General features: G+C 47.9%; 6 protein-coding genes. 1 reads left to right on the top strand and 5 read right to left on the bottom strand.

What is annotated here, in order from left to right:
* Positions 1-37: 37 nt before the first annotated feature.
* The 3 genes from NST33_RS13065 to NST33_RS13055 form a co-directional block, all read right to left on the bottom strand.
* Entirely contained in the window at positions 38-1,873 is a 1,836-nt protein-coding gene (locus tag NST33_RS13065; protein WP_339308141.1) for an assimilatory sulfite reductase (NADPH) flavoprotein subunit, read from the bottom strand.
* 337 nt (positions 1,874-2,210) lie between these two features.
* Positions 2,211-7,436 (bottom strand): fibronectin type III domain-containing protein, encoded by a 5,226-nt coding sequence (locus NST33_RS13060; RefSeq protein ID WP_339308139.1) that lies wholly within the window; start codon positions 7,434-7,436, stop codon positions 2,211-2,213.
* Between the two features lie 452 nt (positions 7,437-7,888).
* The gene (locus NST33_RS13055; RefSeq protein WP_017688769.1) at positions 7,889-9,445 is read right to left on the bottom strand and encodes an ABC-F family ATP-binding cassette domain-containing protein; all 1,557 of its coding nucleotides are present in this window, start codon (positions 9,443-9,445) and stop codon (positions 7,889-7,891) included.
* Between the two features lie 196 nt (positions 9,446-9,641).
* On the opposite strand from NST33_RS13055, the gene NST33_RS13050 reads away from it, so the two are divergent.
* Positions 9,642-10,115, top strand: coding sequence for an SET domain-containing protein (locus NST33_RS13050; RefSeq protein ID WP_091031152.1), 474 nt, complete (start codon positions 9,642-9,644; stop codon positions 10,113-10,115).
* Positions 10,116-10,345: 230 nt separating this feature from the next.
* On the opposite strand, the gene NST33_RS13045 is transcribed toward NST33_RS13050, so the two are convergent.
* Complete coding sequence (locus NST33_RS13045; RefSeq protein ID WP_339308136.1) at positions 10,346-10,966, bottom strand: DUF1349 domain-containing protein; 621 nt, start codon at positions 10,964-10,966, stop codon at positions 10,346-10,348.
* 41 nt (positions 10,967-11,007) lie between these two features.
* Entirely contained in the window at positions 11,008-12,354 is a 1,347-nt protein-coding gene (locus NST33_RS13040; RefSeq protein WP_339308684.1) for an NAD(P)/FAD-dependent oxidoreductase, read from the bottom strand.
* Positions 12,355-12,376: the final 22 nt, after the last annotated feature.

Raw genomic sequence — 12,376 nt, 5'->3', positions numbered from 1 at the left:
GTCTCTGCGGGATGGTGCAATCCGGCTGGGCCGGTAATTAATAGACGTCCCGCTGATAACGTTTCTCCTGCTGTAACCGTGTCAGATATTCCGATGCCTGCTCAGGCGATAGACCGCCTTCTTGTTCAAGAATCATGGTGAGCGCAGCATGCACATCATGTGCCATTTTTTTCTCGTCACCACAGATATATACGCTTGCCCCTTCCTGAAGCCACTGGTACAGTTCTTTGCTGTGTTCCAGCATGCGATGTTGTACATACACTTTCTGTTCCGTATCACGTGAGAAGGCTACATCCATCTTCGTGAGCACGCCATCTTTGAGCCAACGCTGCCACTCCGTCTGGTACAAGAAGTCAGTGGCGAAATGCTGATCTCCGTAGAACAGCCATGTCTTGCCCTCTGCTCCAGTTTCTTCACGCTCACCAAGGAAAGATCTGAACGGCGCTACACCTGTACCTGGGCCAACCATGATGATCGGTGTATCCGGGTTCTCAGGCAGCTTGAAATTCGGATTATGCTGTATATATACTGGCAGTGTGTCTCCAGCTTCAATTCGTTCAGCCAGATGTACCGAGCATACACCGTAACGTTCTCTGCCACGCGCTTCATAACGTACGGAGCGAACGGTAAGATGAACTTCATCCGGGAAAGACTTCGAACTACTCGCTATGGAGTATAGACGTGCCGGAATTTTGCGAAGAGCAGCTACGAATTCTCCGGCAGGAATCCCTTTCAGATTATAATCCTGAACCAGATCCAGCAGATCACAGCTATTCATGACTGTGCGGAATTCTGAATCATCTGCGAGTAACGCCGTCAGGCCACTCCCAGGATTCAGTTTCGCAAGTTGTTCCACGACCGGTTTCGTCACAGCTGTAATTTCAAAATAACGCAGCAACGCTTCGTGCACAGATGCCTGATCGCCGTTTTTATTCACGGTCACGCGTTCATCGGCATTCCATCCCATGGCTGCAATCAATTCCTCCACAAGGCGCGGATGATTCTCAGGGAATATCCCAAGGCTGTCACCTGGCTCGTAGTCCAGACTGGAGCCTTCCAAAGACAACTCAATGTGGCGTGTTTCACGGTCCGATCCTCTGCCATTCAGATTGAGATTTTCCAACACTTCAGCCTTGAATGGATTCGTGCGATCATATTCGGATTCCCCGCCGCTCAGCGCAGCTGTAACAGCCTCAGTGGTTACCGTGCTCGCAGCAGCAGATGTACTGCTTAAGGATGCCAGTACTTCATTCATCCACTCCGCAGCTGCTTCATCAAAATCAACATCACAGTCCACGCGTGGTACAAGAGCTGTACCACCCAATTCCTGCAATCGTTTATCGAAGTCCTTACCTGTCTGACAAAAGAACTCATAGGAGGTATCTCCCAGAGCCAACACCGAGTAACGAAGTCCTTCAAGCTTCGGAGCCCGTTTGCTGTTCAGGAATTCATGCAGCGGAATCGCATTATCCGGTGGTTCGCCTTCGCCATGCGTACTGACGATGATGAGGAGATTTTCAATTTTCTTAAGTCCGTTCGGTTTGAAATCTCCCATCGATGACAACGTTACTTGAAGACCTTGCTCTTCAAGTTTCTTGGCCAGCTTCTTCGATAGGCCACTGGAATTCCCGGTTTGTGAACCAAAAAGCACGGTAACTTCCCGGGATACTGGCGGAGCACTGTCAGGTGCAATTCCTGTAGTTGGTGCAGCCTGTACCAGGTTAGCTGGAGCTGCTATTGTCGCACTTGCCTGAATTGCTGCAATATATCCGCTCAACCAAGTACGTTGTCCATCGGTCAATGTAGGAATAAGACGATTAAGCAGTTCAACTTGTTCTTGATTAAAAGGGCTGTTTGTCACTTGAAGTTCCACTGTTTGCCACCTCGCGCATTGCTTCGATTTTAATTCCGACTAAAATCATCACATTAATTTAATTTCTTCTCTCTAAAACCTAACACACCGGGTGTTGAGGGTCAATTTCAATGATTTTATAGCATTTATCAGTTTCACTGATAAAGGACAAAAAACAACAAAAACCCTCCTTTTCAAATCAAGGACGGTATTGTTTTATTTTTTAATTTGGCGGCCAGCTCAAGTTGAAGTGGAAAGTGGAATATATGAACAAGGCTAACTCCAAAAGGCTTACTCCAACCTGAGTTCCAGGTCAAAGTAAGCCTTCTTTTTCACACGTTACGATTCTGGTGTATTATCATTTATTCCATACCAGTTTGCTCATCATCGCATATAACAATGTAGCCGATTCGGCTCGGGTTGCTTCGGCAAGTGGTTTCACCTCACCGTTGTACCCGTGGGCGATGCCCAGATCCACAAGTAATGCGACACTATCCCGGGCATAGGAGCGAATCTCGGAAGCGTCGTGGAAACGAGTAAGGTTATCTGTTGCAGCCGTCTCGGAGTCAACCAGCCCAGCCTCTGCAAGTGCCCTCACTGTCAATGTCATCATCTCCTGACGAGTGATTGTGGACTCTGGCAGGAAGCGCCCGTCACCGGTGCCACTGGTGATACCTAGCGAACGCGCAGCTGTAACTGCTTCGTAATACGGAGCAGTTTCGTTTACATCAGAGAACGCATTCCCGGAAGAAGCATTCAAGCCCAGCGCAGTCATCAACCATTGCATGTATTGGCCGCGGGTCATCTCCTGTTTTGGATGTAACTGCGTGGAATCACCGCTTGCCTCTGCATCAATTACACCTCGGACAGCCAAAGCCTCCATTGCTTTCTTGGCCCACTGCACTTCTGCAAGATCTGCGAATGTCTGCTCCACAGGCACAACAGCATAATTTCCTGTGAGTGATGTTACGGAAAATACAAGCTGCCCGCTTTTTGGATCGTAGTAACTTTGCGGCATTGGGGTTGCCACACCATTCGAGCCAATGGCAAATGCTACAATCCGATCCTGCTGAGCATTTTGTGAGGATTGGAAAGGCAGACGAAGGTTCAACTCGCTTTCCGATGGCCATGGTTGACCATCCAGTTGAAGTTCAAGCTGGACTCCATATTGCGTGCCAAGCTGATCTGCGACTGTTTTTGGCAGCTCCGTTCTGATCAATCGGATTGATGCAATCCCATCCCCAACGATATCCTTCGTTAACAATGTCGCAGGAAGCTCCAACATCCCCAGTTCTGTAACAATGTTGAACACATGTGACTCTCCCTGATCTATTAACGCAGAGGCAGGCAGAGAAACTTCATATGCCGTTGCTCCCGAAACCGGCTTCAGTCGAAGTTCGACCAATCGCTGACCCGCATCTGTTGAGGGGGCAACTTGAAAAGCCTCTTTAATCGTTGAAACATCCACGTTGGACTGCACTACACCCTTCTGATCAGACTGTCCCTGCAACTCCAGAACTGAACGGTCTTTCTCCGGTTTAGGTTGTGGTACAGCATTCTCTGCACTTGGGTTACCACTTCCTGACTGTCCGCCATTGTTGGCTGAACCAGAACTATTTCCTGGATTTCCACCGAAATTGCCGCCTGGATTACCGCCCGAACCAGGGTCCGTACCTCCAGGGGAAGGAACAGATGCCGGCACCTTCACCGTCAACGGTGCAGTCAGGGCTCTACTGTCGTCAGAAGTTCGAGTAATTTCCAACTCCAGGGTTACTGTTGTTTCCTTAGATGGTGGGACAATCGTTCCATCAGTTTGAATGACCGACGGTACCGAACTGGAAGCGATCTTCACCGTGAAACCTTGCGGCACGGATGGGAACTTCAGTTTTTTTGCACCTGCGGAAGGTTGTTCCAATGCTGTAATGCTTGTAGCTACATCGGCAGCGTTCTGCTGAGCCGTTTGCACCTGATAAGCGGAAGATACACCTCTCACGGATTGCCCCGTCGCATCCAAAGCTTCCACTTTGTAATAATAATCCGTGCCGGGGTTCAGTTCACTGTCCGTGTACTCCCGTCCATTGCCGCTATAGACCACCTTATACTCTCCATGCTCACGATCTGAGCGGTAGAGCTTGTAGCTTGCTGCACCAAGATGAGCATCCCAGTGAAGCGTTGCGCTCGTAGAATCTAACGCATCAGCGTTAAGGCCTGCACTATCATTTGCAGGTGGTGTAGCGTCAGGTTTAACGATCATAATCCAGCTAATCATCGGGTCCTGTGATGCCGTATTGCGCACAGTCAACTCCAGCTTGTTGTCCGACACGCTGATGCCTTTGTGGGCTCTAACGCTGGCAGGCGTAAAAGTAACTGCACCCGTGTTGGCGCCATTGATGATTAAATTCGCTTTGCGCGAAGTATTGGTCCACGGATCGTTGAATCCGGCGTATACATCATATGTCCCGTTTGGCACATCAAATGTATAGGTCAAATCCGTGCCTTTAGGAGAATTGCTGACATTGCCACCGTTGAGATAACGTACGGTCGAGAATATATCCCCGCCATTCGAACCGGATGGCAGTGCATCTGCGCTGACATACCCCCAACTATATCCCTCAGACGGAGCGTACATCTGATCCGCCGTTTCCGGGTTCGCAAGCGTTCCCTTCATATAAGCACCCATGAAACTGTAATCAGCCGTTTCGTAACCACCACTATTCACGAAAAAAACTGTATTCTCCGGAATGACATTTACACGAACCGCCTGCTTTTTGTTGTTATATTCCGGTGTGGTTACCTGTAATGTGAGCGGTCCTGGCTTGGCAAAATCTTCTGCCGTCATGGCCCGGTTATCAATCGTCCAGACTGCTGGCGTTGATACCAGTGCTCCACCCTCGCGCACATTCAACGTTGTTGGCAGGGATGGTACTTTGCCTAGCGCCACGGCTTCTGGCAAGGGATCAGCAATATCTACCTTGCCCATCGAATTCAGCAGATCAGGTGTCCAGCTGTTATACCACTTGATCGCGATGTCGGAGCCTATTCCAAACTCAATTGGCAAGAACACGTATTTTGCAGCATCATTCGAGAAATTGCCACCATTCCACGTATCCCCTACGTAAATGAATTTGCCTTTTTCCGGATCGACCGGAATGACGGATGTGGTCTGTGTGCCAAATGCCTTGCCTGGATCGGGATCAGTTGGCAACGTACGCACGAACGGATTGGTCTGCGTTGACCACGGGCCAAAAATGTTATCCGCCACCGTCACTTTGTTTTCGTTAGGGGCCCAACCGGAAGCTCCGGAAGTCAAAATATAATATTTCCCCTGATACTTGAACATCGCCGGTGCTTCACGTTGCCCTCCCGGGAACACTCGCACGTAATCGACGCCGTATTCCGCCTGATAGGTGGAATCTCGTACCGGATTGCCTTTGTCATCCGTTCGTCCTTCCTTATGCCACCCTGTTACGTCACTATAGTCTTCATTCAGTTTGGAGATATATAACGTCAGGTTTTCTTCGCTCGAGTAGATCAGGTAACCGGTACCGTCATCATCCTTGAACAACGTCATGTCACGTGCCATACCCCGGTCGCTTGGGAAGAAATCTTTCTCCCCTTCGGGAGCTCTGTCCATCCGGTAACTCTTCTGATACACAAAAGGCCCTGTTGGAGAGTCGCTGATCGCATAACCGGCTCGCGCCTTACCGTAATTCGCATTATCGTTATAGGGGTCCTTGTCGCCGTCCATGTGAGCCCACATCACGTATTTCTTCGTTTTGTCGTTGTAGATGACCTTTGGTCGTTCAATAATCCGTCCTTTGCGGATATCTGCCCAGATATCCACGCGGTCTTCACGCCCCGCATACAATTCGGAGATCAACGGGTCATTGTCAAAATCATCCATGGATTGAAGTGTCGTTAGAGCCATGCCTCGGTCCGTCCAGTTCATCAGATCCTTGGATGAATACACACGCACACCAACCGCTGGCCATCCGCCCGTGTGGTATTCACCATACCAGTAATACATCTCCGTCTGTTCATCATAGAAAAAGCCTGCCCCATGCGCATCAATCGGCTTACCGTCCAGATCCGGCCACAGTTGCCCCGGTGTAATGCTTGTACGAATCGTCGTAACACCCAACGGTGCGGATGCTGGAGAAGTTACGCCGTCCACGGTCGCCTGGATGATGTAAAAATATCCTGTGCCCATCGTCAGACCGCCATCGTTAAACGTGTTTTCATTGCCACTATAGACCTGCTGATACGTACCCGTAGCACTGGTTGCACGGGACACGATATACGTTACATCAGATCCAGGCAAGACATTCCACCCCAGAGAGATTGATGTGTCCGTCACAGCTGTGGCAGCGAACTCTGCTGGAGAGTCAATGGAGTATGTCGTGGCTTCTGCAACAGTGAATGCTGACTCCCCAGCTGCGTTATAGGCTGTTACGCGATAGTTGTAGCTGTTGCCCGGCTCAAGTGCATTATCCGTGAATGTGAGCCCTTTACCTTCATAGATTTGCTCGTATTGCTCACTGCCAGCTTTGGCCCGAATCACGCGATAACCAGTTGACTTGTCCACGGCGGACCAAGATAGCTTCACGCTTGTTGCGTTGAGTGCTTCGGCCTTTAATTCGCCAGGAGCCTGTGGTGCCGATGCTGTCGTCCGAACTTCCAGCGGAGCAGTCCATAATGATTCGGTTAGACCTCCGTATTCATAAGCCAGCTTGTAATAATACACCGTATCCCCGCTCAATCCTTCATCCGTGTGTTCCAAAGTTCCGGTACTGGTTACCAGGGAATAGCCGCCTTCAGGCGTAGAGGAACGGTACAAGCGATAGGCTGATGCTCCCGCGATTTCAGACCATTGCAGTGAAACCGAAGACGCCGTCTGCTCAGCAATGGAGAGCTGAATATCGTTCCCAGGCGGCTGCTCGGCAATGATTACGTCATCTGCATGTAACGACTGCCACTTATTCCGAATGCCCACGGTACCTGACCCGTATGTAGTATCGACCAGATCAAATACCAACTGATCGGAGCCGTTTTCCGCGATATACACGCGAATGGTGGTACCTGATAACACCACTTTGAGTGTGTACCATGTATCTTTGGCAAACGCATAGTCCATCGTGTTCAAAGTTGTGTCTGATCCGTTTACCCGTTTGGAGAAAACGAGTTTATTATTGGGAACATGCATTTGAAAATAGTAAAAGTTGCTCTTATCCTGAAACCGCGGCAAAATGCCCGGAAATCCTTTACCTTCTCCTGTATAAAAGCGCATGGACACGGTCATGTCCGACATGGAGTCTCCAGTAGAGATGATGCCTTCATTGGTATCGCTCTGGAAAAGCGTAAAGTTGGACGCATCTGTCGGGTCAGCGAACACTTCCCAGTTGCCTGAGCTTACGTTCCACGCGGGTGATTCCGTGTAATTCCCATCCGAAAAATCGTCCTGCAACAACGTGGCGGGTATACTGCTCAGATCGGCATACGCCTTACTCGGTAGCATCAACGGTCCCGAAGACAGCGCAAGTGTTGCTGATAACATAAATATCATGGGTTTCCTGAGTTTAGCCAATGTTCATTCTCTCCTTTGGCGTGAAAGATGAAAGCATGGTTCTTGAACGCGTGGTGTTGTTGTTCAGCCTATCCTCAGCAACCAGTGGTCAGTAACGAGTTTTGTCCACCTCCTTATTTTAATGAAACCGGTTTCATTTGAATGCAAAAAAAGACCCGTCTTCCCTTCTAAGTGCAATGATACCCATACGGAATACCGTGTTTTCTTTGCCCCTATGCAGTGAAACAGGTTTCTAATATATAAATGTAATTGCTTTCCTGAATTATATTATTGCCTTATTCAAGCTGTCAACTGTGCATTGGGCTCAAACATTTTTCGTTAAAACCACACAAAAAAGGCGCGAGTTCTGCTTGTTTTGCAAGCAAAATTCGCGCCTTTTCTCACGCTTCGAGCTTGTTCGCAAGCTCGCACATGATTCGTAATCAAAAGCGGACTTCTTGAACAACCTCTATTTAGAATACTTTTGTTGTCCAAGACTCACAGTTCCACGTCTCCGTAACGACATCACGGTAGAATTCCGGTTCGTGGGAGATTAGAAGAATACTGCCTTTGTAAGCCTTGAGCGCACGTTTCAACTCTTCCTTGGCATCAACGTCCAGATGGTTCGTCGGCTCATCGAGCACAAGTAGGTTGGTTTCATTATTGATCAGCTTACAGAGACGCACTTTAGCTTTCTCGCCACCACTTAGTACAGCTACCTTGCTCTCAATGTGTTTTGTAGTCAAACCACACTTTGCAAGTGCAGCACGCACCTCGAATTGGGTATATGAAGGGAACTCCTGCCAGATCTCTTCAATACATGTATTGTAGTTGGCATCCTTCATCTCTTGCTGGAAGTAACCAATCTCCAGATGTTCACCACGTTGAACGGTTCCTTCCAGAGCTTGAATTTCACCCAGAATACTGCGCATCAGGGTTGTTTTACCGATTCCGTTCGCACCAACAAGGGCAATCTTCTGTCCGCGCTCCATACGCAGATCCAGTGGTCTGGACAACGGTTCGTTGTATCCAATTACAAGACCTTTAGTTTCGAAAATGAGCTTGCCAGATGTTCTTGCATCACGGAAGTTGAACTGCGGTTTCGGTTTCTCCTTGGCGATCTCGATAACATCCATCTTGTCGAGTTTCTTCTGTCTGGACATCGCCATATTGCGTGTTGCTACACTTGCTTTGTTACGCGCCACAAAATCCTTAAGGTCAGCAATCTCTTGTTGTTGGCGTTTGTACGCCGACTCCAGCTGCTGTTTTCTCATCTCATGCACTTCCTGGAAATGATCATAATCGCCTACATAACGAGTTAGATTCTGGTTCTCCATGTGATAGATCAAGTTGATAACACTGTTCAGGAACGGAATATCGTGGGAGATCAGAATAAAAGCATTCTCATATTCCTGCAAATAACGTTTCAACCATTCGATATGCAATTCATCCAAATAGTTCGTAGGCTCATCGAGGAGCAAAATATCGGGTTTTTCCAGCAGCAGCTTGGCAAGCAGTACTTTGGTACGCTGTCCACCACTCAGGTCATTGACGTCTTTATCCAGACCGATATCCGTCAGACCCAGACCACGTGCGGTTTCATCCACTTTGGCATCGATCATGTAGAAATCCTGGTTTGTCAGCGTATCCTGAATCGTACCCACGTCTTCAAGTAGTTGTTCAAGTTCCTCCGGGGTAACATCGCCCATTTTGCCATACATATCATTCATTTCCTGTTCCATGTCGAACAAATACTGGAACGCGCCACGAAGTACGTCACGGATCGATTGGCCTTTGTTTAATACAGCATGCTGGTCCAGATAACCAACACGCATCCGTTTGGACCACTCTACCTTGCCTTCATCCGGCTGAAGTTTTCCTGTAATAATGTTCATGAAGGTGGATTTACCTTCACCATTGGCCCCGATCAGACCAATATGTTCGCCCTTCAACAGGCGGAATGAAACGTCGTTAAAGATAGCACGGTCACCAAAACCGTGACTTAATTTTTCTACATTTAATATGCTCATTCATGACACCTTTTCTATATAGACTTAATTCTTTGTATATTATAAGCGTTATATCCTGCACAACTCAACGCCATATTAAAAATATTGCACCTTTTTGTCTGAAATTTGCCTTATATGAAAGTATGGGTTAAAATTTTGCCTTAACGAATTACTATTATATAGAACGGAGCTCTTCGAAGAGCATCAGGTGAACAATATGATTGAAGTGAAACAATCCAAGTTGGGTGATGGTGGTGAGTTTAACCGCGGGGTATTTGCTACCGTTGATATTGCCAAAGGAACGCTTATTCATCAGGCACCCGTTGTGCCTTACCCAAATGAAGATCATGAGCATGTGGAAAAAACGATTCTGGAAGATTACGTGTTCGAATATGGGGCGAATCATACCGCTATTTTGCTCGGTTACGGCAGTCTGATCAACCACTCCTATGAACCCAACGCTACTTATGATATCAATTTTGATAACCACACCTTTGACTTCTACGCGTATACAGACATCAAGGCTGGTGAAGAAATCGTAATCAATTACAACGGTGAGGAAGATAGTATGGACCCGTTATGGTTCCTTGATGATTACGAGGAGCGTATGCTTGAGTTCAATAAGTCCAATGATGATGAGGGTGAAAAAGAGACCGAACCCCAGTCCCTGGATACGGACACGAGTAAATAAACGTTAAACTCAAGTAAAGTTCGCAAGTACTCTATTGTATGTGGGAAAAGAACTCACTGACCCCGGTGAATGATGAAACGAGTAACTGGAGACTTTTAACAGTCCAAAGTTTAAACACACAAATAAGCAAGTCCTCCGTTAATGGAAGACTTGCTTATTTGTGTTGTCTTGCTTTCTAAGCCAGATACACCTGTTCATGTTTCATTGTTTATCGTGCATCTGAACTTGTTTTAATCCGTAATCGGCGGATCTGTATGCAAGTCTTGATCGGGTGTCGTGGATCTCCACTTGGTAAAGGCTACCTCGAACCCTGCACGCTTTGGTGAACACAGAAATGGACCTGCATGTTTGTTCGTTGGATAGGCAAACCGTGCAACCCGAATCGTACGCCAAGGATGCTCATCTGTGCGAGCACGAATGACAACAGCCTCATTACTGTAGGAGGCTCTGATTGTTACGATTCGTCCACCCCACTCTGGCACAGGAGAGAGTGACCAATCTGAATACGTATCCGTCACGACAGCTCCAACATGTGCCACGCCATCATTAACCTCAACTCCGGCCTTGATCCATTGGTCTTCTCCGTACCATAACATTAGTCCAGCCTGATCATACAATTGGGTGAATGAGCTTAGATCAAACGATACCTCAATCGCTTCCGTTCCGTCCCATGGAGCAAGCATGGCATGTCCATCCCGATGACAGAACCCGTAGAATGTGTTCTCCCAGAAGTCACTGCCTTCCCGAGCTTCCACAACGAAACGATCCCCATCCATCCGTGCAGCAACGGGTTCCTTTGTCCACTTGCCTTCATGAAGCCCAATAAAATCCGATGACATCGTTGTTTTCATCCTTCCTTCCGTCCCAAAGGGGAGTTCATTCATCATCACTTCTAAATTAAAGAACCCACGTCCGATGCAGCAGTAGGATATGCAAAATTCATGGTGTTTAACTGATCGATAGTCAGATTGAACTGAATCGCCATTGCAAAAAGGTTGATCAATTCTTCTGTTTTGCTCCCGAGCACATGCGCACCCAGAATACGTCCGGTTGATTTGTCGATCACCACTTTGGCCATGGCAAATTTTTCATGAGTTCGCTTGTAAGTATACCATTTCGACATATCATTAACCTGCACCTCGTAGCCCTCTTTTTTGGCTTGTTCCGTGCTCATACCTACAGCTCCAAGGGCAGGGACAGTAAACACAATGGAAGGCATCACTTTATAATTTGGTTTGTGTTGATTTCCCTCCAACAAATTGAACGATACAGCCCGGGATTCCTGACCTGCTAACGGGGTTAAAGGCAACCCTTTTGTATCCGTTACATCGCCAGCAGCATACACTCTCGGATTACTTTCACTTTGCAAGTACTCGTTCACCGTAATCCCCTTTTTGCTGTAGCTGACGTTGGCTTTCTCCAATTCCAGCCCATCCACATTAGGAACACGCCCGGCTCCATGAACGACAAGTCCGCACTGCCACTGGTGATCTGCACCATTACGTGTGCCATGAACAACATAGGCGTTCCCCTCTTGCCGTATGGACTTCACCTCCGCGTTCAAGTGAACATGAATGCCGATCTCTTTTGATTTTTGCAACAAAGATTCTACAAGCTCCGCATCAAACGATTTCAGAGGCTGCTCACTCCGATGCAGGATATGAACTTCCGTCCCGGCTCTGGCCGCAATATGCGCAAACTCAAATGCAATGTATCCACCGCCTACCAGAACTAATCGATCCGGCAGCTGTTCCAGATCCAGAAAGTCATCACTATATATAAGATGCTCTGAGCCCTCAATCTCAAGTGGCGCAGGTGTTGCACCGGTAGCAATCAGGATGTGTTTGCCATGGAGCACTTCTTCTCCAATTTGAATATGGTCTTCATCGACAAATGAAGCTTTACCATGGAACGTATCCATTCCGGCCTGTTTGAATTGATCTTCACTTGCTCTAGGTATGCTCTCGGTAAAGGTGCGTTTAAAGGCCATAAGTTCAGACCAGTTGATGGTCGCCTGTCCCTGAATTCCTTTCCCTTGCATCCGTTCATTCCAGTCAATCAGCTCAGCCGCTCCAGCCAGCACTTTCTTGGGATCACAGCCACGCAGTGCACACGTTCCGCCGAACTCACGTTCATCAATTACAGCAACTCTCCAGCCAGCTTCAGCGCAACGGGTGATTACAGAGCTTGCCGCGCTTCCTGTGCCAATCGCAATCAAGTCATACGTTTCTTGTGTCATCATGGTTCCTCCTCATCCTTTT

Source organism: Paenibacillus sp. FSL L8-0435 (genome assembly GCF_037965655.1).
GTDB lineage: Bacteria > Bacillota > Bacilli > Paenibacillales > Paenibacillaceae > Paenibacillus.
This window is presented reverse-complemented; position numbering and strand designations above follow the sequence as displayed.

What these genes read in the sequence shown, in the direction of transcription:
- NST33_RS13055 (WP_017688769.1), bottom strand. Translation starts at nt 9,445, where the DNA reads ATGAGCATATTAAATGTAGAAAAATTAAGTCACGGTTTTGGTGACCGT.
- NST33_RS13050 (WP_091031152.1), top strand. Translation starts at nt 9,642, where the DNA reads ATGATTGAAGTGAAACAATCCAAGTTGGGTGATGGTGGTGAGTTTAAC.
- NST33_RS13045 (WP_339308136.1), bottom strand. Translation starts at nt 10,966, where the DNA reads ATGAAAACAACGATGTCATCGGATTTTATTGGGCTTCATGAAGGCAAG.
- NST33_RS13040 (WP_339308684.1), bottom strand. Translation starts at nt 12,354, where the DNA reads ATGACACAAGAAACGTATGACTTGATTGCGATTGGCACAGGAAGCGCG.